The 21,288-nt window shown below is 71.4% G+C and carries 19 protein-coding genes, 2 tRNA genes, 1 other RNA gene and 1 pseudogene; 13 read left to right on the forward strand and 10 right to left on the reverse strand.

Annotated elements, in window-relative coordinates:
- Positions 1-396: pseudogene (locus tag AB0F98_RS27665) on the forward strand (hypothetical protein); the annotation flags it as partial.
- Positions 397-607: 211 nt separating this feature from the next.
- Here AB0F98_RS27665 and AB0F98_RS27670 read toward each other — a convergent pair.
- Positions 608-2,407, reverse strand: coding sequence for a VanW family protein (locus tag AB0F98_RS27670; RefSeq protein ID WP_357741305.1), 1,800 nt, complete (start codon positions 2,405-2,407; stop codon positions 608-610).
- A 218-nt stretch (positions 2,408-2,625) separates the two neighbouring features.
- On the opposite strand from AB0F98_RS27670, the gene nudC reads away from it, so the two are divergent.
- The 3 genes from nudC (at position 2,626) to AB0F98_RS27685 (ending at position 6,235) form a co-directional block, all read left to right on the forward strand.
- Entirely contained in the window at positions 2,626-3,555 is a 930-nt protein-coding gene (nudC, locus tag AB0F98_RS27675) for an NAD(+) diphosphatase (RefSeq protein WP_357741093.1), read from the forward strand.
- A gap of 434 nt (positions 3,556-3,989) precedes the next feature.
- Entirely contained in the window at positions 3,990-4,550 is a 561-nt protein-coding gene (locus AB0F98_RS27680; RefSeq protein WP_357741308.1) for a DUF6230 family protein, read from the forward strand.
- A gap of 80 nt (positions 4,551-4,630) precedes the next feature.
- On the forward strand, positions 4,631-6,235 hold the full coding sequence (locus tag AB0F98_RS27685; RefSeq protein ID WP_357741096.1) for a DUF6114 domain-containing protein: 1,605 nt from the start codon (positions 4,631-4,633) through the stop codon (positions 6,233-6,235).
- Between the two features lie 67 nt (positions 6,236-6,302).
- Here the strand turns inward: AB0F98_RS27685 and AB0F98_RS27690 are convergent, their stop codons facing one another.
- Positions 6,303-7,973 carry a DUF885 domain-containing protein gene (locus AB0F98_RS27690; RefSeq protein ID WP_357741100.1) on the reverse strand — a complete coding sequence of 557 codons (1,671 nt, stop codon included), beginning with the start codon at positions 7,971-7,973 and terminating at the stop codon, positions 6,303-6,305.
- Between the two features lie 157 nt (positions 7,974-8,130).
- Here AB0F98_RS27690 and AB0F98_RS27695 point away from each other — a divergent pair, with 157 nt between their 5' ends.
- Positions 8,131-9,108 carry a DMT family transporter gene (locus AB0F98_RS27695; protein WP_357741103.1) on the forward strand — a complete coding sequence of 326 codons (978 nt, stop codon included), beginning with the start codon at positions 8,131-8,133 and terminating at the stop codon, positions 9,106-9,108.
- 73 nt (positions 9,109-9,181) lie between these two features.
- On the opposite strand, the gene AB0F98_RS27700 is transcribed toward AB0F98_RS27695, so the two are convergent.
- Positions 9,182-10,252, reverse strand: coding sequence for a PHP domain-containing protein (locus tag AB0F98_RS27700; RefSeq protein ID WP_357741106.1), 1,071 nt, complete (start codon positions 10,250-10,252; stop codon positions 9,182-9,184).
- Positions 10,253-10,317: 65 nt separating this feature from the next.
- On the reverse strand, positions 10,318-11,055 hold the full coding sequence (locus tag AB0F98_RS27705) for a M23 family metallopeptidase (protein WP_357741109.1): 738 nt from the start codon (positions 11,053-11,055) through the stop codon (positions 10,318-10,320).
- A 61-nt stretch (positions 11,056-11,116) separates the two neighbouring features.
- Between AB0F98_RS27705 and AB0F98_RS27710 the strand changes: the two genes are divergently transcribed.
- From AB0F98_RS27710 to AB0F98_RS27725, 4 genes are all read left to right on the forward strand, one after another.
- Positions 11,117-11,509 (forward strand): hypothetical protein, encoded by a 393-nt coding sequence (locus AB0F98_RS27710; protein WP_357741112.1) that lies wholly within the window; start codon positions 11,117-11,119, stop codon positions 11,507-11,509.
- 76 nt (positions 11,510-11,585) lie between these two features.
- Positions 11,586-11,753, forward strand: coding sequence for a hypothetical protein (locus AB0F98_RS27715; RefSeq protein ID WP_357741115.1), 168 nt, complete (start codon positions 11,586-11,588; stop codon positions 11,751-11,753).
- Positions 11,754-11,877: 124 nt separating this feature from the next.
- On the forward strand, positions 11,878-12,405 hold the full coding sequence (locus AB0F98_RS27720) for a tRNA adenosine deaminase-associated protein (protein ID WP_357741118.1): 528 nt from the start codon (positions 11,878-11,880) through the stop codon (positions 12,403-12,405).
- A 208-nt stretch (positions 12,406-12,613) separates the two neighbouring features.
- Positions 12,614-13,078 (forward strand): nucleoside deaminase, encoded by a 465-nt coding sequence (locus AB0F98_RS27725; protein WP_357741311.1) that lies wholly within the window; start codon positions 12,614-12,616, stop codon positions 13,076-13,078.
- A 223-nt stretch (positions 13,079-13,301) separates the two neighbouring features.
- Here the strand turns inward: AB0F98_RS27725 and deoD are convergent, their stop codons facing one another.
- Positions 13,302-14,009, reverse strand: a complete 708-nt coding sequence (gene deoD, locus AB0F98_RS27730) for a purine-nucleoside phosphorylase (protein WP_350784109.1) — start codon at positions 14,007-14,009, stop codon at positions 13,302-13,304.
- A gap of 75 nt (positions 14,010-14,084) precedes the next feature.
- On the opposite strand from deoD, the gene AB0F98_RS27735 reads away from it, so the two are divergent.
- Positions 14,085-14,174: transfer RNA gene (locus tag AB0F98_RS27735), tRNA-Ser, on the forward strand.
- A gap of 147 nt (positions 14,175-14,321) precedes the next feature.
- Here the strand turns inward: AB0F98_RS27735 and AB0F98_RS27740 are convergent.
- Together AB0F98_RS27740 and AB0F98_RS27745 are read right to left on the reverse strand one after the other, a co-directional pair.
- Complete coding sequence (locus AB0F98_RS27740; protein WP_357741122.1) at positions 14,322-15,056, reverse strand: hypothetical protein; 735 nt, start codon at positions 15,054-15,056, stop codon at positions 14,322-14,324.
- A 26-nt stretch (positions 15,057-15,082) separates the two neighbouring features.
- The gene (locus AB0F98_RS27745; RefSeq protein WP_357741124.1) at positions 15,083-15,469 is read right to left on the reverse strand and encodes a hypothetical protein; all 387 of its coding nucleotides are present in this window, start codon (positions 15,467-15,469) and stop codon (positions 15,083-15,085) included.
- A gap of 299 nt (positions 15,470-15,768) precedes the next feature.
- Here AB0F98_RS27745 and AB0F98_RS27750 point away from each other — a divergent pair, with 299 nt between their 5' ends.
- Positions 15,769-16,710: an LPXTG cell wall anchor domain-containing protein gene (locus AB0F98_RS27750; protein WP_357741127.1), complete on the forward strand. Its 942-nt coding sequence runs from the start codon at positions 15,769-15,771 to the stop codon at positions 16,708-16,710.
- A 334-nt stretch (positions 16,711-17,044) separates the two neighbouring features.
- Here AB0F98_RS27750 and AB0F98_RS27755 read toward each other — a convergent pair whose 3' ends face one another.
- The 3 genes from AB0F98_RS27755 to AB0F98_RS27765 form a co-directional block, all read right to left on the reverse strand.
- Entirely contained in the window at positions 17,045-17,167 is a 123-nt protein-coding gene (locus AB0F98_RS27755) for a hypothetical protein (protein ID WP_357741130.1), read from the reverse strand.
- Between the two features lie 177 nt (positions 17,168-17,344).
- Positions 17,345-17,911, reverse strand: coding sequence for a hypothetical protein (locus AB0F98_RS27760; RefSeq protein ID WP_357741133.1), 567 nt, complete (start codon positions 17,909-17,911; stop codon positions 17,345-17,347).
- 412 nt (positions 17,912-18,323) lie between these two features.
- Positions 18,324-18,408: transfer RNA gene (locus AB0F98_RS27765), tRNA-Ser, on the reverse strand.
- Positions 18,409-18,487: 79 nt separating this feature from the next.
- Here AB0F98_RS27765 and ffs point away from each other — a divergent pair.
- Positions 18,488-18,582, forward strand: an RNA gene (ffs, locus tag AB0F98_RS27770) — signal recognition particle sRNA small type.
- Between the two features lie 178 nt (positions 18,583-18,760).
- Positions 18,761-21,274: a DNA polymerase III subunit gamma and tau gene (locus AB0F98_RS27775; RefSeq protein WP_357741137.1), complete on the forward strand. Its 2,514-nt coding sequence runs from the start codon at positions 18,761-18,763 to the stop codon at positions 21,272-21,274.
- Positions 21,275-21,288 lie beyond the last annotated feature (14 nt).

Below are 21,288 nucleotides of genomic sequence, written 5' to 3' on the forward strand. Positions count from 1 at the left end.
GAAGCTAAGCCCTCCAGCGCCGATGGTACTGCACTCGGGAGGGTGTGGGAGAGTAGGACACCGCCGGACATTCTTTCCGTTCAGGGTCACCCCAAACTTGGGGTGGCCCTGAACGCGTTTCCACGGCAAATCAGGGACGGTGCGGACGCCATCCGCCGATCCCGCGAATCTCCGGTGGCCCTACCGGTGGCGTCGAGCGCGGATCTCGGGTCTCGACAACGCCCGCAGAGGAGCGGCCATGAGAATCGGCGTCATCGGCTCCAGACACGTCGGTGTTCCACTGATGGCGGTGCCGGAGACCTACCGCGCGAGCTGTTCGCCGGGACGCTCGTGATCGACGCCGACAACTACTACCCGGACCGCGACGGCGACATCCCGGAACTGGTGGACGGCTAGGCATCGAGCCGGTGGACGGCCGAACACCTCTGCGGTGCCCGCCTGGTCAAGGCGTCCAACACCATCGCCGCCCAGCATCTGCTGGAGGACGGCAGCCCAGCCGGCGCCGCCGGTCGGATCGCCCTGCCGACGGCCGGCGACGACCCCGACGCCAAGCGGGTGGTCATGGACCTGACGCGCGTACCGCGGGAAGCGCGGGCGGTGACGACCGTCAGGGCTGTCCGCCGCAGAGATAGCGGGGCTCGGCGTCGTAGCGCCAGCTGAACTTCTCCCGCTTGATCACCTTGCCGTCCTTGCGGATCACCCGGAAGGCGTCCTGGGTGAAGCCGTTGATGCCGTTGCTGGGGATGCAGGACGGGCCCGGCTCCAGGTGGATGGTCCTCGGCGTGGTGATGTTGCGACGCGGGCCGTACTCCGTCTTGACGCTGTCGTAGATCTTCGTGCTCCAGATCGAGACCGTGATCGTGCTCGAGGTGTGCGAGGTGTCGATCAGCAGCCCGTGCTTGGTGTTGTTGCGGAACTTGAAGTCCAGGTCCGGCCAGAAGATCGTCGACTCGATGACCGCCGGGTACCGGTCGAACCAGTACGAGTGCGGCTTGTGCTCGACGTCCTCGAGACCCGCGTAGTACGTGGCGTTGAAGAGTGTGGTGGTGAACTGTGAGGTGCCGCCGCCGACGCCGGGCACCAGCTTCCCGTCGAGGATGACGGGCGCGTCCCGGTAGCCCTGCGCGTAACCGCGCTCACCGGTGTGTCCGTTCAGCGAAAACGTCTCGCCGGGCAGCACCACGGTGCCGTCGACGTCCCGCGCGATGGTCACGATGTTCTGGCTGCGCGACGACGACAGCCCGCCGGTGAACCGGGTGGTGAACGAGGAGACCTTCTCCTTGATGCCCAGGCTGCCGAGCTTCTCCGCCGTCAGCTCCGGTTGCGCCGGTTCGAGCGTCCCGGTCACCTCGCGCCCCTTGGCCTTGGGTAGGACGGCGAGCAGGTCCTGGCCGAGCCTCGCGTTGTCCAACTGCTGACCGGGGCGGCCGGGGTCGACCACCTTCGGCCGACCACCAGTGATGGCCATCCGGGCGTTCTTCGGGGCCACCTCGACGGTCGACAGGTCGTCACCGAGCGCGGCGCGTAGCCGCTTCACGTCCACCCGCGGGGTCAGCTTCCCGGTCTGGTCGGCGGTGAACCGCAGACTCTTGGCGATCGCCTTCGGCGGGATGCTCACCGAGCCCTTGCCGGTCGTGAGCTTCACCGGCGCGCCGACAGCCGGCCGGGCCAGCTCGGTCACCAGCCGGTCCACTTCCTCGCCGCTGGTGGCCGGGTTCGTCTCGATCAGCGGTACGGTCACCGGCCGGCCGGTGAGCCAACCGGTCCGGACCGCGTCGCCCGAAAGACGCGGGTCGAGCGCCAGGCCTGGTTTCGGGTACACGACCTTCGGGGTCGTGCCGGTGTAGGTGATCGCCGGCATGGTCATCTTTCGGCTCTGGTCGCCGGCCGCCTTCTGCAGGGCGGAGTGCAGTCGGTCGACGTCGACCGACACCACCGGCTGCACCGACCGGGAGCCGACCAGCCGGTTCACCAGGTGCGCCGAGGCGCCCGTTGCCGCCGCCACGCTCGCGGGCACGTCCACGGCCAGGCCGACCTCGCCGGGGACGATTTCGACAGTCCGCTCCCCCACGCGGACGACGAGTGGCTTCGCGAGATCGGCGCTGCGCCGGTCAACCTCGGCCTGCAGCTCCCGGACCGCCTCCGCGCGGCTCCGGCCGCCCAGCTCCGTCCCGAGCACCGTGGTGCCGCGCGGCACGTCACCGGCGTACGCGTAGGCGCCGACGCCTGCCACGGCACCGAGTAGGGCGGCGGCGCCGGCCACCGCGACCAGCAGCCGGACCCGGCGTCGGGGACGCGGCGTCACCGGCGCCGGCGGCGCGGGCTCCTCGATGGGCCAGGTGACCGCGGTGACCTGCACGGTGGGACGGTCGTCGGCGGGCGGACGGTTCGCGCCGTACAGCGTCACAGCAACCTCGATCGGACGTGTCACCGGGGACCCTCCCCGAACGGACACCTACGGTAACCAACGCCGGGGCGGGTCCGGCAGTCGTCGTCGGGTCCGCCGTGCACCGCGTGTCGTGCGGCGTGTCGCGTGCCGAGTAGCTGGTAGGCCGCCGTAGTAGCCGGCGGCCGGCCCCCTCCGTGGTCCTGGCGGTCGCCGACGGGACGTGGCAACGTGACGGCGTGCGGATCGACGACGTGGTGTTCGCCTACGGCGGTGGGTGGCTCGACCGGGCGGGTGCGCTGCGCGCCGACAGCGAACGGTTGGCGGCGTTGCGCGCCGACGAGCGGACCACGGTGCTGCCGCTCTGGAACGACCGCTGCCTGGTGACCGCCGAGCAGGCTCCGGTCCGGCTCACCGGCGTCGCCGCGACCCAGGTCCTCGCCGCTGCGGCCGAGACGGTCTTCCTCGGCTTGGACGGCGGCGCGGCGGTGTTCGGGGCGGACCTCACCCGGCACTCCGAGGCGGACGCCCTGGCGCTGGCCGGTGCGGTGTCGGCGGTGGACGTGCGGAGGCTGGCCGGTCGTCTCCATCCGGCTGACGCGGCCGCTCAGGCGTACGCGCGGGGGCTGTTCCACTGGCACCGGCAGCAGCGCTGGTGCGGCAGCTGCGGCGCGCGCACCACCGCTCGGAACGGCGGGCACGTGCGGGTGTGCTCGGCGCCGGAGTGCGGGCGGTTGTTCTTCCCCCGCATCGAGCCGGCCGTCATCGTGCTGGTCCAGGCGCCCGATGGTGCCGAGCGCTGCCTACTGGCCCGACACGCGGGTGCGGCGGAGGGGTCTTACTCGACTCTGGCCGGGTTCGTCGAGGTGGGCGAGAGCCTGGAGGACGCGGTACGCCGGGAGATCGCCGAGGAGGTCGGCGTCGAGGTGACCGACCTCGCGTACCAGGGGTCGCAGGCGTGGCCGTTCCCGGCCGGCCTCATGGTCGCCTTCCGCGCCACAGCCCTGTCCGAGGAGGTCGAGGTGGACGGCGTCGAGCTGTTGGAGGCGCGTTGGTTCACCCCGGACGAACTGCGTGCCCGGGCGGCCGCGGGGCGACTCGGCCGGATCGACTCGATCGACCGCCATCTGCTCGGGTCGTGGCTCGCTGCCACCGGCCGGCCTGCCTGACCCGTACGTCCGGTCGGGCCGCCCGGTCGGCGGAGGTTCCGGCATCCTCAGCGCATTGACAGCTGTTCGTTACCGAACTGTGACTCGCGTCCGCTGTGGCTACCTCGGGTGAAGCCTGCCGCCCGCCTGATCCCGGTATGACCAGGTTGTCACTCACCAGTGCGGTACCTGGTCGCAACGCTTGGTGATACCCGAGGGCTTCCCTACCACGAATGGGTTACCGGTCAGTAGCAAGGGTCTTGTGAGCTAGGTCGCTTCGCGGGAACATCCATCCGCGTACTGCGCAGCCCGTCGGTGACGGCCCCGCAGCTGCCCCGATCTCCCGTCCGAGTCGCGTCCCTGATTCGTGACGACATCCCCGTCGAGGAGGACCCGTGAGTGAATCGGAAGACCGCCAACCCGGCGGTGGTACCAGGTGGCGTCGCTTCGCCGCCATGATGGTTCCGGCGACCGCCGTAGCCGGCGCCATCGTCTTCGGCATGGCGAACGGTGCCATCGCCGCCTCGTTCGACGTGTCCGGCCAGACGTTCAAGGTCGGCGCCTCGAAACTCGTGGGCGACGGCTTCGAGCAGTACGGCGGCATCGCCAAGGAGAAGGACGGCACCCTCCACCCGGTCGCGGTGTCCGAGATCGCCGACGCCCGGCTCTACGACCTCTGCCAGTCCGTCAACGCCAGCGTTCCGGGGATGAAGATCGTGCTCACCATCAACGCCGGTGGTGACGGCAAGCCGGCGAGGGCCAAGGGCCTGCTGATCGACATGGACTCCCTCGAGGGCGAAGCGACGTTCACCAACATCCAGATCGGCCGTGACGCGACCGACCTGAACGAGCACGCCGTGAAGAAGTCCTTCGGGCAGAGCGCGGACCGGGTGGTCATCAATGATCTCCGGCAGGTGGCCCGCTCGACCAGCGCCGGCACCTTCAACCTCACCGGCCTCAAGCTCAAGGTCAACGTCGGCGAGAAGGCGAAGGAATGCTTCCCGGACCCGAAGTGATCTGACGCCGAGGCCCGCGGAGGGTGCCCTCCGCGGGCCTCGACCATGTCCCACCCCGTCAGCACTGCCAGGAGGAGTACGTGACAACCGCCGAGTCGCAAGAAGTCCGCTCCAACCCGTTCGGCTGGCTGGGTCGGGCGTGGCGCGGATTCCGCCGCTGGCGGCGGCAGCGGCCGTTCTGGGGCGGTCTCTTCACCATGCTGGCCGGCCTGGAGATCTTCGGCAGCACGCAGATGAGCCTCAACGGCCTCACCTTCAAGATGGGGCCGACCGGCTTCCTGACCTGGTTGATCCCGGCCATCCTGATCACCTGCGGGCTGCTCTTCTGGTTCAGCCCGGCGCAGCGCACCTTCTACGCCGTGGTCGCGGCAGTGACCGCCGTCTACTCGCTGATCGGCGTGAACCTCGGCGGCTTCTTCATCGGCCTGTTGCTCGGCATGGTCGGCAGCGCGCTCGGCTTCGCCTGGGTTCCGCGCAGAACACCGGCTGCTCCGCGGGACACCGCGGAGCTGTCCGCGACGACGAACTCCACGGAGGAGCCCGGGACGGGAACGGCCGACGCCGACGAGACCGCGCTCGTGGACGAGCTGATGCCGCGGCAGCGTGCTGAGGAGCCCACCGGCGTCCTCGCCGACGTGCCGCCGCAGCCCCGCAACCCGCTGCGGGAACCGGCACCTGCCGAACCGTCCGCCGGGACGGAGACCACCCAGGGTCTGCCGGCCGGCGACCCGGAGCCGCCGGCGGCCGGCGGCCGGCACCGGGACCCGAAGACGTACGCGATCCTGTTCGTCACGACGGCGGCCGTCGCGGCCGGGTTGGTCGGGCTCCGCCCCGTGGAGCCGGCGGTCGCCGCCCCGGCCTGCCCGGCGCGGACGGCGACCGCGAACCCGACGGCGACTGCGAAACCGACGGTGAAGCCGACCGCGCCGAGTTCGCCGAGCCCTTCGGCGTCGAGCAGCAGTACCTCCGATCCGGATGAATCGTCGGACGGCAACCTGCTGACCGACATCGTCGACGGGATCACCGGCCTGCTCACCGGAGACGACCCGGACGACCGCGATGCATCACCCTCGACCACCACGCCATCGGGCAGCACGGGCACGCCGACGCGGGCGGCCTCGCCAGGTGGACAGCCGGGCACCTCGTCGAAACCGGGCGGGCCGGCCCGCGACACCTGCGAGGCGCCGACCCCGGGCAAGCCCAAACCGGTCGAGGTCGGCAAGCCGCTGCCCAGGATCGCCGCAGACCAGGACCTGCCGAAGGTCGCCGCCAAGCCCGGCAAGCTCACCGGTTCGAAGCAGATCATGACCGGCCTGCACTTCGCGGGAATCGTCGAGCTGGACACCAGCGACGGCAAGCTCAAGACGCTGATGTTCACCATGGACAAGGCCGTCACGAACGACTTCGTGCTCAAGGTGGGCGGCCCGGAGGGAAAGACCGTCCGGTACGTCACCAAGCAGCTGGTCGTGAAGGGCGAGGTGGCGTTCTACGCCACCCGGTACGTGGGGCGGCTCGCCGGCGTGGAGGTCACGCTCACCCCGGACCTGCCGCTCCCGGACGGGATACCGGTCACCTCGCCGGTGCCCATCACCTTCACCGATGTCGAGATCGACCTGGCGTACATCGCCTGCGACACGCTGACCGCGAAGGAGCGCATCGGGCCCCTGCACATCGACCTGACCTGAGGAGCGCCGGCTGCGGCCGGGGTGCCGCGGATCGCGGGTACCCCGGCCGTAGCCCGACGAGCGGTGGTCAGAGCCGGGCGAGTGCCTGGCGGAGCGGGTCCAGACCGAGCGCACCCAGGTCGAGGGCCTGCCGGTGGAACTCCTTGAGGTCGAAGTCGGCGCCCTTGCGGGCCTTCGCCTCGTCCCGGGCCTGGAGCCAGATGCGCTCGCCCACCTTGTACGACGGCGCCTGCCCCGGCCAGCCCAGGTAGCGGTTCAACTCGAAGCGCAGGTTCTCGTCGGGCACCCGGCAGTGCGCGCGCATGAACTCCCAGCCCAGCTCCGGCGTCCAGCGCTCGCCGGGGTGGAAGCCGAACGGGTTGTCGAGCGGGATCTCCAACTCCAGGTGCATGCCGATGTCGACGATCACGCGGGCTGCCCGCATCGCCTGCCCGTCGAGCATGCCGAGCTTGTCGCCCGGGTCCTCCAGGTAGCCCAGATCGTCCATCAACCGCTCCGAGTAGAGCGCCCAGCCCTCGCCGTGCCCGGAGACCCAGCAGAGCAGCCGCTGCCAGCGGTTGAGCAGGTCGGCCCGGACGGCGGTCTGCGCGACCTGGAGGTGGTGACCCGGCACCCCCTCGTGGTACACCGTGGTCACCTCGCGCCAGGTCGAGAAGTCGCTGATGCCCTGCGGCACCGCCCACCACATCCGCCCCGGGCGGGAGAAGTCCTCGCTCGGCCCGGTGTAGTAGATCGCGCCGTCGCTGGTCGGCGCCAGGCAGCACTCGATCCGGCGTACCTGCTCCGGGATGTCGAAGTGGGTGCCGTGCAGTTCGCTGATCGCCTTGTCGGCGAGCGCCTGCATCCAGTCGCGGAACGCCTCCTTGCCCCGGATCGTCCGCGCCGGGTCGGCGTCCAGCTTCGCCACGGCCTCGTCGACCGTTGCGCCCGCGCCGGCGATCCGCGCGGCCACCTGCCGCATCTCGCCCTCCAGGCGGGCCAGCTCCGCGAAGCCCCAGGCGTACGTCTCGTCCAGGTCGATCTTGGCACCGAGGAAGTACTGCGACGCCAGCTCGTAACGCTCCCGGCCGGCGGCCTGCTTGTCCCGCCCCTGCGGGGCGAGCTCGGTGCGGAGGAACTGGCCGAACTCGGCGGTGGCCGCGGTGGCTGCGGCCGCGCCCCGGCGAAGCTCGGCGCCGACGCTGCCGTCCGCGCCCAGTCGCTCGACCAGGCCGTGGAAGAAGTTGTCGCCGTTCGGGTCGACCCAGATGTCGCACTGCTTGGCCACCTCGGTCAGCTGCACCTTCGAGCTGATGTGCCCGGCGGCGGCTGCCTCACGCAGCGTGGTCTTGTAGCCGTCCAAGGCGGCCGCGAAGCCGTTCAGCCGGGACGCGATGTTGGCCTGCGCGTCCTCGCCCTCGGTCGGCATCAGGTCGAAGACCATCCGGATGTCGTGCAGGCCGCTGGCGATGACGTTGACCTCGCTGGTCGTCTCCCCCGCCTCGTAGCGCGCCAGATCGAGGCCGAGCCGCTCCTGCATGGCCTCCTTGGCGGTCCGTTCCGTCTCGGTCTCCGGCTCGGTCACGTCCAGGTCGGCCAGGGTGCGGCGGGTCAGTTCGGCCCGGGACTCGTACCCCTCGGGCGTCAGGTCGTCCAGCTTGTCGTCATATCCGGCGATGCCGACGTAGGTGGCCCCGGTCGGGCTCAGCGGCGCCCATTCGGCCACGTAGCGGTTCGCGAGTTCGTCGATTCGTCCCACGTGGCGACCCTACGTGACCTGTCCTGCCCCGTGTCGACTGCGTTTGCCGTGTTCGGGGCAGCCGGTCCGCCGGGTCGAGCCAGATCGGAGAAGGGGGTGGGGCATCCTGTCCGAAAGTCGCGCGACATCGTCGTACCCATTCGGCAGAGTGTCAGGGGTGACTGAGCACTCCGCTCCTGACCGGCCGGCACCTCGTAGCTGGCTGCCCGGTTTCCTCGCCCTGGCCGCGATCTGGGGGTCCAGCTTCCTGTTCATCAAGGTCGGCGTCGAGGAGCTCCACCCCCTGCAGCTCACTCTCTATCGAGTCGTCACCGGAGCCCTCACCCTGCTGGTGGTGCTCGCCGTGCTGCGCGATCGGCTGCCCCGGGAGCCGCGCGTCTGGGCGCACCTCTTCGTGGTGGCCGCGTTCGGCGTGGCCGTCCCGTTCACGCTCTTCGGCTACGGCGAACAGCGGGTCGAGTCGATGCTCGCGGGCATCTGGAACGCCACCACCCCACTGATCGTCCTGCCGCTGGCGGTGCTGGTCTTCCGCACCGAGCGGCTCACCACGCGCCGGGCGGTGGGCCTCGCCCTCGGGTTCGCCGGCGTGCTGGTGGTGCTCGGCGTCTGGGAGGGCGTCGGCGGATCGCACTTCGCCGGCCAGCTGATGTGCTTCGGGGCGGCCGCCTGCTACGGCGTCGCGATCCCCTACCAGAAGCGCTTCGTCGCGGGCACCACCCACTCCGGCCTCTCGCTCTCCGCCGCGCAGCTGCTGCTCGCCACGGTGCAGCTGGCGGTCGTCACTCCGCTGGTGGCCGGGGCGCCACCGTTGCCGACCGACCTGTCGCCGCGGGTGGTGGCCAGCGTGCTGGCGCTCGGTGCGCTCGGCACCGGTCTCGCCTTCGTCATCAACATGCGCAACATCCGGGTCGCCGGGGCGAGCACGGCCTCCACCGTGACCTACCTGATTCCGGTGTTCGCGGTGCTGATCGGTGCCGTGGCCCTCGGCGAGCGGCTCAACTGGCACCAGCCGGTCGGCGCGCTGATCGTGCTGATCGGCGTCGCCGTGTCGCAGGGCCTGCTCGGCCGGCGGCGTCCGGCGACGGTCGGCGTCGAAGCGCCGGCGGCCCCCGCCCGAACGCCCGCCGCCCACTAGCCCGCCGCCCGAGCGCCTGCCGCCCGCCGGCCGGCTCGGGCGGTGGTGGCGTGGCCGTCGGGCGGCGATCCGGTCAGGAGTGCCGGCGGGCCCAGTCGACGAGCTGATCCGCCGACCAGGTATTGATCACCCGGTCGGCGGGGACGCCGCAGCGGGCCGCCCGCTCGCAGCCGAAGCGCTGCCAGTCCAGCTGACCGGGGGCGTGGGCGTCGGTGTTGATGGCGAAGCGGCAGCCCGCCTCCAGCGCCCGGCGGATCAGCCGCTTCGGTGGGTCCTGCCGCTCCGGCCGCGAGTTGATCTCCACGGCCACGTCGTGCTCAGCGCAGGCGGCGAAGACGGCGTCCGCGTCGAAGTCGCTCTCCTTGCGGGTACGGGCCCGGTGCCCGCGGTCGCCCGGCCCGGTGACGCCGGCCGGTCGGGAAGAGACCATCCGGCCGGTGCAGTGCCCGAGGACGTCCAGGTGCGGGTTGACGATCGCGGTCAGCATCCGCCGGGTCATCTTCGACCGCTCGTCGTTCAGGCCGCTGTGCACCGAGCCGACCACCACGTCGAGTCGCGCCAGTAGCTTCTCGTCCTGGTCGAGGGAACCGTCGGCGAGGATGTCCACCTCGATGCCGGTGAGGATCCGGAAGCCCTCGGGAAGCGCCTCGTTCACCTTCTGCACGTGGTCGAGCTGGCGGCGCAGCCGATCGGCGGTCAGCCCCTTGGCCACCGTCAACCGGGGCGAGTGGTCGGTCAGCACCAGATATTCGTGTCCCAGCTCCACCGCGGCCAGCGCCATCTCCTCGATGGGCGATCCGCCGTCCGACCAGTCGGAGTGCGTGTGGCAGTCACCGCGCAGCGCCGTACGCAGGGCGGTCGCCTCGGCGTCCAGGTCGCTGCCCTCGGTGGCGACCAGCCGGCGCAGGTAGACCGGTTCCTCGCCGGCGAGCGACTCGGCCACGCAGCGCGCCGTGACATCGCCGACGCCCGGCAGTTCGGTGAGGGTGCCGGCCTTCGCCCGCTCGGCCAGTTCGGCCGGCGGAAGGGCGGCGAGCGACCTGGCCGCGGAGCGGAACGCCCGTACCCGGTAGGTCGCCTCGTTCGCGCGCTCCAGGAGGAACGCGATCCGCCGCAGGTCGGCGATGGGGTCCCGGGCCTTCATCCCATCGAACCTAGTGCAGCGCTCGGAAACGTTCACGGAGACCGCGCCAGTCGCCGGAGCGCCTATCAGGGAGCCTTCGGACAGCCGTGCCGCCGCTGCCAGGTGGTGACCTCGGAAGCCGGACCCCGGTTGCCGCCCTTGCGCCACGAGTCCAGGTAGCGCGCCGGCCAGACCACGCCCCGGCGGATCCACCAACCGTCCTGACCCGAGCAACGCGGGGAGATGCCGAAGTGCAAATGGCAGACGTTGTTCGCGTTGCCCGTGCGGCCCACCTCGGCCAACTTCTGACCGGCACGTACCCGCACACCGGCGTCCACGCCGCCCGCGATCGCGCTCAGGTGCGAGCCGTAGTAACGCACCCCGTCGTCACCGAGCAGCGACACCGACAGCCCACCGTTGTTCGGCCCGAGCGGGCCCCGCTTGTCGAACCGGTCCACCCGGCTCACCTCGAGGATCGTACCGTCGGTGACTGCGACGACCGGTTCGCCGCAGTCGGCGAAGATGTCCGTCGCCGGGTAACCGGAGTGCGTCTTGTGGTAGGCGACCTTGCCGGTGCGGACCGGGAAGACGTGCCGCGGCTCGGCGCGCGGCGTGGTCTTCGACGCGGGGGCGGTGCCCGGCGCCGTCGGGCCGGCCGATCCCGGTGCCGCCGGCTGGTCCGCGCTGGCCGGGGCGCTCGGCGGCGGGGGTACCGTGCCGGCCGGCGGCACCCCCGGCCGGGTCGACGCGCAGCCGCCGGCGAGCGCCGTGGCGAGCAGCAGCAGGACCGGGTACGCGCGGCGTCTGATCGTCGGCGACGGCATTCGGTCATCCTGGCAGAGTCGGTACGGTGAGACGAGTGCTGCGGCTGAGGGGAGGCGAGGCGTGACGACCGGGCACCAGCCCCTTCCGTACGACCCGGGTGCCGCGTACCGCCCGTCTGCGCGTACCCCCTCGGGGCTCTTTCCGGCCGGGCCACCCACCCGGCCCACCTACCGCGAACCGCACCCGGTCACCGGCGTCGGTGTCGCGGCGGGCGGCGGTGCCGCCCTCGCCTGGCTGCTGCTGTTCGGGCTGCTCGGCACGGACGTGGCGGGCTACGCCTGGTGGACGTTGCTGGCCGGGCTGCTGGCCTGGCTGACGGCCCTGGTGCTGGTCCGGCACGGCGACCGTGGAGCCGCCGCCGGGATCGCGATCGTGACCGCCGGCGGGTGGAGCATCGCCGCCGCGGTGGTGGCCGTGCGGTGGGCGACCAGCGGGAACTGGCCGCTCTGGTGACTGCGTCGCGTGGCCGCCCGGCTGCGCTCCGGAACCCGGCTTGACGTGCGTGTGTGGACTCGGCACGCTCGACGGCATGGCCTGGACCACACCGCGGCTCGACCCGGAACGCAGCCGCCGTCGCCTGCAAGTCCTCGCCGAGTTGGCCGGGGCCCGGGCGGTACGCCAGCGCGAACGCCCGCAGCGGGTGCGTACCGAGCGGCTACGACAGCTGATCGCCACGAGGCGGCGGCTGGCCGGCTGAGACGGCCATGACTTTGTCAGTATTGAGCTGCCCGTCGGGGCGTTGACCGGCCGCCTGCCGACCCGACCGGATAACGTGCACGCGTAACGAGTCGGCGTGCTGTGCCGAGGCAATTGGGGGGATCGTGTCGTACTTCGCTGCGGCCGTGGTGCGCGATGACGGCGACTGGACGGCCGCCGAGGTGAACCTGCGAGGGGCCACCGACATCGACGAGGTCGCGGACCGCCTGCGGGACGTCGATCAGGACGCCGACCTGTCGCTGCTCTTCGTCGAGGCCGACGACACGTATCTGGTGATCATGCGGCTCGACGAGGGTGAGGACCTGCGCGTCTTCGGCTCCGATTCGGGGTACGCGGAGGAGTCGCGGCTGGGCGCGCTGCTCGTCGGTGACCTGAAGACCTCCGTCACCGGGCTGGACGAGGTGGACGAGCCCCGCCCCAGCGGCGGTGGCGAGGAGGAGAGCGAGCAGCCGGCCGTGGACCCCGAGGCCGACCCGGTCGGCGACGCGGACCTCCTGGCCGACCTCGGCATCTCCGCCCAGAAGCTGCTTTCGCTCTGCGCTGAGGAGGGGCTGCTGCCCGCCGACGTGACCGCGGAGGTCTGCCAGGTGCTGGGCTGTGCCGACCAGGTCGAGGAGCTGCGTGAGGTCTGACCCGATGGGTGGCGACGCGGTTCCGCCGACCGGCGGCGAGCCGCTTCTCCCGTTGGGTGGTGAACCGGCGGACGCCACCGACCCGGCCCTCGGGACGGTACGCCCCGGTCAGCCGACGCCTGGCCGCGCCGGACGGGTCGGCCCGGGGGCCGACGAGGGACTCGCCGATCCGGGTGAGCTGGGTCGGCGGCAGCGCCATGAGCTGTGGATGCGCCGGGCGCTGGAAGTCGCGGTGACCGGCCCGGCGGCCGGTGCCCCGAGCGCCGATCGGACCGACGGCGCGGACGCCGTCGAGGACGTGCCGGTCGGCGCGGTGGTCTACGGCCCGGACGGGACCGAGCTGGCGTTCGGCCGTAACGAGCGTGAACTGACCGGTGACCCGACCGCACACGCCGAGGTGCTGGCGTTGCGCCGAGCCGCGCAGCGGCTCGGGCGGTGGCGGCTGGACGACTGCACGCTGGTCGTCACCCTGGAACCCTGCACCATGTGCGCCGGGGCGTTGGCGCTGGCCCGGATCTCGACAGTGGTCTTCGGCGCCTGGGAGCCGAAGACGGGCGCGGTCGGGTCCCTCTGGGACGTGCTGCGCGACCGGCGGGTCAACCACCGTCCCGAGGTCTACGGCGGAGTGCTGGAGAATGAGACCGCCGCCATCCTCCGCGCCTTCTTCCGCTAACCCCCAACCCTCACCCCCCCGGGCCCCCCGGGCGCACGCCTCCTCACGCTTCCGGCCGCGTCGATCATGAAGTTAGCGGCGCCCGGCACGGCGTGTCGCGTCGCCAACTTCATGATCGACGGTGTTGGTGATGTGTGTGACGCCGAGGGACCTACCGGCACCCGGGATGAGTGCGCCCCGCCGGTCCGGGGGGACGGGCGGGGCGCAGGTGTGGTGGCGGAGATCAGCTGATGATCGTGTCCAGGGCGATCTCGACCATCTGGCTGAAGGTCTGCTCACGCTCCGCGGACGTGGTCTTCTCGCCGGTCTTGATGTGGTCGCTGACGGTCAGCACGGTCAACGCCCGCGCCTTGAACCGGGCCGCGATCGTGTAGAGCGCGGCGGACTCCATCTCCACGGCCAGCACGCCGTAGTCGGCGAGGGTGTCGTACAGGTCGGGCCGGTCGGTGTAGAACGCGTCAGCGGCCAGGATCGGCCCGACGTGCATGGTGATGCCCTGCCGCTCGGCCACCTCGACGGCAGTGCGCAGCAGGCCGAAGTCGGCCACCGGCGCGTAGTCGATCAGCCCGTCGAAGCGCATCCGGTTCATGTTCGAGTCGGTGGACGACCCGATGGCGGCGATCACGTCCCGGAGCTTCAGGTCCTCCCGCAGCGCTCCGCACGAGCCGACCCGGATCAGCGACTTCACGCCGTACTCGTTGATCAGTTCGTGGGCGTAGATCGAGGCGGACGGCATGCCCATGCCGGAGCCCTGGACGGAGACGTCGACCCCCTTCCAGCGGCCGGTGAAGCCCAGCATCCCCCGGACGGTCGAGTAGCACTGAGCGTCCTCGAGGTAGGTCTCCGCGATCCATTTGGCCCGCAGCGGGTCGCCCGGCATCAGGACCCGTTCGGCGATCTCTCCCGGCTTCGCGCCGATGTGCGTACTCATGGCAAAGATCCTGCCAGGCGCGGTGGGCCGACACCGGTTCGGCATCGGAACCAGTGGTCCTGTACCCTACTCGGCGGTGGTGTGTCCGAGTGGCCTAAGGAGCACGCCTCGAAAGCGTGTGAGGGTTTACGCCCTCCGCGGGTTCAAATCCCGCCGCCACCGCCAGTAACAGGCGAAACGCCTGGCCGGTCCGAAGGGATCAGCCAGGCGTTTCGTTTTGTGGTCTCGGTGCGGTCTCAGTTGTGGGTTGCGCCCGCCTGGCCTGGCCGATGTGTCCTACGCCGCGTCCAGGTAAGCGGAGCGGTACTGCCCTCAGGGCAGCAAGCGACGCAGGGCGGGGGCGATCGCGGCGGCGATCGCGCGGTTGTCTGACTGGTGAGCTGCCCAGTTGAGCGCACCCAGTGTCACGGTCGGCTCGCCCGCAGCCGCTGCAGCCGCGATGTTCGGCTCAGGCAGCGTGGCCAGCAGCCGACGCACGAGGACGCCTTCACCCCACAGCGCCTCCGTGGGATACGACAGTCGCCCCAGCCAGTTCAGCAGCGAGTCAGCACGGGCGCCTGGATCCGGTTCGACGTGCGCAAGTCGCCGCGCAAGTTCATGTACCCGCTCCTCGGGAAGCTCGGCGGCGGTGTTGCCGGCGATGCCGACCAGTTCGCCGCGGAGTACCTCAGGCACTTGCCGGTCTGCCAGCAACGCCGGGCGGCCGGCGGGGCGGAACTGCGGCTTCTTTGGCTGCTCGTAGTACCCGAGGGCCATGACGAGGTCGGTGAACAGGGTCACGAGGATCCCGGTGACGCCACACTCGGACAGGAACAGGGTCAGGGCGGTGGGATCAGCAACGTCCAGGTCGTTGGCGAACCTGGATCGCTCCCACGAGACGCTGCCGTGTCCGTGGATGGTGGCGCTACCGATGACCGTGTCGTCGCTGTCGTACAGGGCAAGCGTCAAACTTCCCAGGCATCGGCAGATGTCGCCGGTGAGCTGCCCGCTCGTAGTGAGGTCCCGCGCCCTGCTGATCCGAGCCTGGCCGACCAGTTCGACCAGCACCTGACGATGGGCCAAGGGGCCGCCGTTCAGACCACCTTCGAGAACCCGCACCGTTCGGGTCCGCGCCCACACGTCGGACAACCAATCAGCGAGTAGCACTGCGTCATGGTAGGACCCGGGCCTTCATGTCCGACCGGTTGGAGCAGCCCTGCTGATGGTCTCAGTCTCACCTGCAGGTTGAGCCGGTCGGTGGCGATGTCCCAGTGGTCACGGGTGCACTCGACGAACCGGTCTGTCGTCGCCTTCAGCCGCCAGGCCCAGGCGGGGCCGCCGGCATCGACGGAGAGGAACTCGACGGTCGGCGGGAGCGGGAGCCGGACCGCGACGTCCTCCGCCGGGCTGCCGCCCTCGGCGAAGACGGACGCCGACACCTCGAACTCCTGGTTCGCCCGCAGCTCGTCCGTGGCGACCACGGCGGGCCGTCCTGCCGAGCGCGCCATCGAGGTAGGCGGCCAGGAGTCGGGCGAGATGAGCGCCCCGCGGTTGCCGATGTGGACGGTTGGGCGTGACTGAACAGTCGATTCGCTCTGTCGTACGGCGTGCAGGCTGCGGGCCGCGCGGCCGACCGAACTCGACCGAACGCATTACCGTCGTTAACTGGCGACTCAGAGTAATGTCCCTCGGGTTGTGCCTGGTCCTGACGGTCATGAGTCGGATCGGACTGCCCATGCTCCCGCCGACGCGGGGGAGCAACTCTTAACCAAGGAGTTCCATGCGCACGCTCAGGATTGTCGGCGCCGCGGTTGGCGCGCTCGCCCTCACGACCCTGGCACTGGCCGGCCCCGCCCAGGCCGACCCCGGTGACCCGGTGTGGACCGCGAACGGTGAGTCGTCCATAACGGGTGAGCACTCGGTCAAGCTGGTCGGTGGCAACACGTCGGTCGAGGCCGCGAACCTCGGCGTCGATGTCGAGGCCGGCGACGAGGTCAGCTTCTCCATCGAGCTGTCCGACGGGGCGGTATGCGGCGGCGGTGCTCCGCGTGTCTTCGTGGTCGTGGACGGCAGCAACACCAACTCGTGGGACGCGAACATCGCCGCTGGCACGCAGTGCGGTGAGGAGGGCGTCATATCGTTCACGGTCCCGGCGGCCGGCACGATCGGCCAGGCCGGCGTGGTGTACGACAACAGCACCGACGGGACGGTCGTGGTGTCGAATCTGCGGATCGCCGGTGACCTGGTCGACTTCCAGGCCGTGGAGCCGGGCGCTGAACCGACGACGACGCCGACCACTCCGCCGACCAGCGAGCCCGCGGAGCCGCGCGACTGCGAGGCGTACGTCTACACCGGCACGACGCAGAACCTGTGCGCCGACTTCCCCAACCCTTCCGGCGCGGTCAACTGCTCTGATGTGAAGTACCGGGTCACGTTGGTGGATGTGAGCAACGACCCGTGGGGCTTGGATGGCAACACGGGCACGCCGGGGATTGGCTGCGAGTCCAACCCGCTCATGCCGACGAGTGGGTCGACCGAGGAGCCGACGGCCGACCCGACCGCGTCTGCGTCCACCAGCGCCGCTCCCGCCCCGGGTGCGGGTGGCGGGCTTCCCGTCACCGGCATCAACGGCGTTGCGCTCGCCGCTACCGGTGGGGTTCTGCTGCTTGGTGGTGGGGCGCTCATGCTGATTCGCCGCCGTCGGGTTCGTTTCGACGCCTGACCTTCACCGGAACGCCCCCGCTGTCTCACGGCAGCGGGGGCGTTTGTGCTTGCGGAGAGACGTTCGGCCCACTCCGCGTAGCCCGCATTGACCTTTCGTACGATTCGGCCGCCGGGCAGGAAGAGATGGGCCGGCTCGGCATCACGGACGAGCAGGCCGTCGAGCCGGTACGTCTCCTGTGGAGCGCACAGCGCCGTCAGCTCGGGATAGCGCGTCCGGACCTGCTTGACCGGGCCGCCGACGCCGACCCCTTCCGTGGTTCGCGCCGAGTCGTCGAGCCAGAGCGGCACCAGCCGGTCGTCGATGAAGACCGGGCTGGTCGTGCCGTGTCCGGTCAGCGTCCGACCGCAACCTCCCACGTCCGCACCCAGGACACTGGGCGGGCCAGCTCGTCCTCGGTGTCGCCGAACTCGACGTCGGGCGGGCCGTCCAGGTCGAGGACCTCGCCGGCCGGCACCGTCCGCTGTGTGGACCGAATGCGGGAGCGTTCGGCGGACTGCCCGAGACGATGCCAGCCGCCAGCCGCCAGCCGCCAGCCGCCCGGCAGTCAGGCAGTCAGGCAGTCAGGGGCAAATTGTCGCTATTTCCTGGCTTTCCCCAGGGTCCCTAACGCCGGGACGGCTAGGTTGCGCGCTCAGCGCCCGGATTGCTCCTCTTCCCATTCCTCGGCGAGCTCGTCCCAGTAGTCGGCGCTCAGCCGTCGCCGCCCGTGGGCCAGCCAGCCGTCGGTGTTCCGCTCCAGGTGCAGCCCCAGCTCCGCGAACGCGTCGATCCACGGCCCGGGCTCGACGCCCAGCTCGACGAGGGCGGCGTTGATCGGCCACCCCGCCCGCGGGCTGTCGAGCGTCCTGTCGAAGCGCGGTCCCCAGCTCAGCGCGCCGCCGAGCCAGACCACCGCCGACTGGTACCCGAACCCGCCGGCGAACTCCGCCTCCACGTACGCCACCGGGCCCCGCCCGGACCAGCGGGCCAGCGTCGTGGCCAGTGCCGTGCCGAGGACCAGGTCGAACGGGTGCTCGTCGGTGCGCTCCTCGACCGAGTAGTCCGGTAAGGCACCGGTCAGCTCCTCGACCAGCTGCGGAGTGACCGGTAGCAGTGCGAAGTCCTGCCGCAGCTCCCCGAGGACCGCGTGATCCAGCTCGGCGGTGTGCTCGCGCAACAGATCGATGTCAGCGATCACCGCGCTGAGCTGGTAACTCACCGGTCTGCTCCTGGATCCACAGCCTGTGGATAGAACATGTGTACGACGGACGGCCGCGCCTGTGGATCGCGTGAATCACCCCGCCGTGCCCGTCCTCCCACGCCCGCCAGTATCGCGGCGATGTCAGGCGGGCCGCCAGCCGAGCCCGACTCCGCCGAACCAGGCCGAAGTGGTCAATGCCCGACGAAGCCGGAGATTACGGGCGAGAGGTCCCACCTGGCGATCCTCGTCCGTGGTCGCCGCCGTCAGCAGCTGCCGTCGGGGGCCACCGTCGCGGCCATCGTCGGGGTGGCCGTCCGGTCGGCCGGAACGGGGAAGAAGTGAGACGGCGGGTGGGACGAGTGTGGTCGCAGGTACGACGAAGGGCCGGTCCCCGTGGGGCCGGCCCTGTCGTTCGTGCTGCTCAGGTGAGCGGAGGATACGAGATTCGAACTCGTGAGGGTGTAAACCCAACACGCTTTCCAAGCGTGCGCCCTAGGCCTCTAGGCGAATCCTCCGCGAGCCAGAATACAGGCACCCGGCGGGTGGGCCACCCCACCACCCCCTGAAGATCGACCGGAGGTCGGGTACGCTTGACGAGCCCCCCGTGCGGCGTGCATCTCGTGAACCTCCCCAGGGCCGGAAGGCAGCAAGGATAAGCGGGCTCTGACGGGTGCACGGGGGGCCCTTCTGTTTCGGGTCCCCTCGATCAACTCGAGCTCAGTGAAGTCGGGGCGTTCTCCACGCGCTGACACCCCGACACCCGTGAAGTCGAGTTGATCAAGCGCGCGGACCCTCGCCAGCGGCGGGGTGGGTGGTCACCCGGGGCGTACCGGCGCAGAATGGCTCGGTCGAGAGGAGGCGGGACGGGTGGCATTGGCCCTTTACCGCAAGTACCGGCCGCGTACGTTCGCCGAGGTCATCGGTCAGGAGCACGTCACCGAGCCGTTGTCGCAGGCGTTGCGCAGCGGCCGGCTCAACCACGCCTACCTCTTCTCCGGCCCCCGCGGCTGCGGCAAGACCTCCAGCGCCCGGATCCTCGCCCGTTCGCTCAACTGCGAGCAGGGCCCGACACCGGAACCGTGCGGGCAGTGCGAGTCCTGCCGGTCGCTGGCCAACGACGGCGCCGGCTCGATCGACGTCATCGAGATCGACGCGGCCAGCCACGGCGGTGTCGACGACGCCCGCGAACTGCGGGAGAAGGCGGTCTTCGCGCCGGCCCGCAGCCGATTCAAGATCTACGTCATCGACGAGGCGCACATGGTCTCGTCGGCCGGCTTCAACGCCCTGCTCAAGCTGGTCGAGGAGCCGCCGGATTACGTCAAGTTCATCTTCGCCACCACCGAGCCGGAGAAGGTCCTCGGCACGATCAGGTCGCGGACCCACCACTATCCGTTCCGGCTGATCCCGCCGAAGGTGCTCCGGCCGTACCTGGAGCAGCTCACCGAGGCCGAGGGCATCGCCGTCGAACCGGCGGTCTTCCCGCTGGTCGTGCGGGCCGGCGGTGGCAGCGCCCGGGACAGTCTCTCGGTGCTCGACCAGCTCATCGGGGGCGCCGGCCCGGAGGGGGTCACCTACGCCCGGGCCGCCGCGTTGCTGGGTGTCACCGACTCGGCGCTGATCGACGAGATGTGCGACGCGATCGCCGCCGGGGACGGGGCGGCCGCGTACGCCACTGTCGACCGGGTGGCCGAGGCCGGGCACGACCCCCGCCGGTTCGCCTCCGACCTGCTGGAACGGCTGCGCGACCTGATCGTGCTCCAGCAGGTGCCGGACGCCGCCGCGAAGGGTCTCATCGACGGCCCGGCCGACCAGATCGAACGGATGACCGCGCAGGCCCAGCGGCTCGGCCCGGGCACCCTGTCGCGCTGCGCCGACATCGTGCACAACGGCCTGGTGGAGATGCGCGGCGCCACCGCGCCCCGGCTGCTGCTGGAGCTGATCTGCGCCCGGATGCTGCTTCCGGGCACCGACGACTCGACCGGCGGGCTGCTCCAGCGCCTCGAACGCATGGAACGCCGGCTCACCCTGGCCGGCACCGACGCGCCGTCAGCCGCCGCCGGCTCCGCGCCGGCCGCCCCGGCCCCGGCCGTACGCCCGGCGCCCCCCGCCCCGCACGCGGCTGACGCCGCGGCACCGGCCGGGCCCGCCACGGCGGCTGCCGCCATCCCCGCACCGAGCCCCTCCGCAGAGCACGTCCCCGGTGCCGGCGCGCCCCGCCCGCAGTCCCCGGCCGAGGCCCGGCCCGCGGCGGCCCGTCCGGACGACGCGTCCCGGCGGGTAGTGCCGCCCTCGGCGGTGATGCCCGACCCGGTCACCCCGGAGCCGCCCCGGCCGGGAGCCGAGACGCCCGGCGTCCTGGACGCGGTAGCCGTACGCCGGGTCTGGCCGGACGTGGTCGGCAAGGTCAACCGGACGAACAAGCGGATCGCCGCGTTGATGCGCGACGCCGTGGTGCGGGAGCTCGACGGCGACACGCTGGTGCTCACGGTGAAGTCCGGTGTGCTGGCCCGGATGGTGTCCGACCACGCCGCGGTGCTCACCGACGCCCTCTACGAGGAGCTGGGCGGGCGCTGGCAGATCCGCTGCGAGGTCGCCGGCGAGCGGGGCGCGGCGACGCTCTCCGGCTCGCCGCGTCCGACCGCGCCTGCCCCCGCTCCGGCGGGCCCGGCGTCCGGTGCGCGCAGCGGGACCGGCCCGGCTGCCCGGCCCGGTGCGAATGGCGCGTCCGGCCCGGCCGCCGGCCGTGGGAGTGGCGCGTCCGGCCCGGCGGTGGCCGGTTCGGCCGGGGGCGAAGACGAGGACGACTGGCCCGAGCCGGCCCGCCCCGGTGGGGCCGCCCCGGTTCCGGCCGGCGGTCCCGCCACGGGTGATGGTGCCGGGGACGACTGGCCCGAGCCGGCGCGCCCGGGCGGTGGCCCGGCGTCCGCTCCGGAGGGCCTGCCCGGTTCGGCGGGCACCTCGAGCGGCGCCCAGGCGGGTGCCACCACCCAGGCCACTCCTGCGGCGCACACCGCTGCTCCGGCGAACGCCGCCGCTGCGGCGGCGGGGAACGGCAACGGCGCACCGGTGAGCAGCGCCATCGCCGCCGCGCGGGCCGCCGCCGCGGGCCGTGGTCCGCGTACCGCCCAGCCGGCCCGGCCGACCGCGGACAGCGACTGGGCGGGCGAACCGCCGTACGACCCGGACTACGACGGTCCGGTCCGGTCCGGCGGCGGGCGACCGCCGGCGACCCCGGTCTACGAGGGGTTCGACCCCGGCGACGAGCCGTTGGACGACGTGATCGACGAGAAGACGGCCCGGGAGTCGAGCGAGGAGCAGGCGGTACGGCTGCTCCGTGAGGCCCTCGGCGCTGAGAAGATCGACGAGGTGGACGCCCGCTGAGCGGGCACGGAGAG

Origin of the sequence: Micromonospora sp. NPDC023737, assembly GCF_040639715.1 — a bacterium.
Lineage (GTDB): Bacteria > Actinomycetota > Actinomycetes > Mycobacteriales > Micromonosporaceae > Micromonospora.

Excerpts from the sequence above, each read along its gene's own strand:
- AB0F98_RS27680 (WP_357741308.1), top strand. The coding sequence starts at position 3,990 with ATGATGGTTCCGGCGACCGCCGTAGCCGGCGCCATCGTCTTCGGCATG.
- AB0F98_RS27700 (WP_357741106.1), bottom strand. The coding sequence starts at position 10,252 with ATGAAGGCCCGGGACCCCATCGCCGACCTGCGGCGGATCGCGTTCCTC.
- AB0F98_RS27705 (WP_357741109.1), bottom strand. The coding sequence starts at position 11,055 with ATGCCGTCGCCGACGATCAGACGCCGCGCGTACCCGGTCCTGCTGCTG.
- AB0F98_RS27715 (WP_357741115.1), top strand. The coding sequence starts at position 11,586 with ATGGCCTGGACCACACCGCGGCTCGACCCGGAACGCAGCCGCCGTCGC.
- AB0F98_RS27725 (WP_357741311.1), top strand. The coding sequence starts at position 12,614 with ATGCGCCGGGCGCTGGAAGTCGCGGTGACCGGCCCGGCGGCCGGTGCC.
- deoD (WP_350784109.1), bottom strand. The coding sequence starts at position 14,009 with ATGAGTACGCACATCGGCGCGAAGCCGGGAGAGATCGCCGAACGGGTC.
- AB0F98_RS27750 (WP_357741127.1), top strand. The coding sequence starts at position 15,769 with ATGCGCACGCTCAGGATTGTCGGCGCCGCGGTTGGCGCGCTCGCCCTC.